This window comes from Amycolatopsis sp. cmx-11-12 (assembly GCF_046269425.1).
Lineage (GTDB): Bacteria > Actinomycetota > Actinomycetes > Mycobacteriales > Pseudonocardiaceae > Amycolatopsis.
This window is the reverse complement of record NZ_JADNQM010000117.1, coordinates 1-592: the sequence shown is the minus strand read 5'-3', so window position 1 is coordinate 592 and position 592 is coordinate 1. Positions and strand designations below refer to the sequence as shown.

1 protein-coding gene is annotated in these 592 nt (G+C 64.7%); it reads right to left on the bottom strand.

Going from position 1 to position 592, the window contains the following annotated elements:
- Window positions 1-373: acyl-CoA dehydrogenase family protein (locus ACLARN_RS44165; protein ID WP_409497460.1), on the bottom strand; the 373-nt coding region annotated here is incomplete at its 3' end.
- Window positions 374-592 lie beyond the last annotated feature (219 nt).

The window sequence follows — 592 nt, the reverse complement described above, 5'->3', positions numbered from 1 at the left end:
CCTTGCGCCGGAGCACGGTGGTGAAGGACCAGGCGTCGGCGTCTTCGGTGTAGGCGATAGCCGCGCCGATGGTTCCTCGCCCGATCGGTTCGGCGTACTTCTCGATCAGGTCGTCGCGGCCGGATTCGTGGATGAACCGCGCGATGTCGATGGTGTGGTTGATGATCATCGGCAGGGCGGAATCGGTGCAGCGGTAGCCGATCTGCTCGAGCACCATGCCCCACGTTAGGGCATCGACTCCTGCCCCGCCGATCGCTGGGGATAGCGACAGCCAATGAAGCCCGGCCGTCGCGAGGGCGTCCATCAGGTCCGCGGGGGGTGGGAGTCGCGCCTCGTCCCGTTCGACAACTGTCTTGCTGACCTCGTCGAGCATTGGTCCCCAGCGGGACCCGACCATGTCGGTGATTTCGGCTTGCCGGTCCGCGAGGTCGACCACAACCGCCTCCAAGTCACTGCTATGTGACTCCTAGTACTCCAGCCGGACTTCGTGATGTCGCTGGTGGGCTGCCCGTAGACAGGTGCGGCCACCAGTTGATCATGGTCGGTTGTGTGGACTAACCCTGATCGGCTGGTGGCCGCGGGTCCCAGCGTA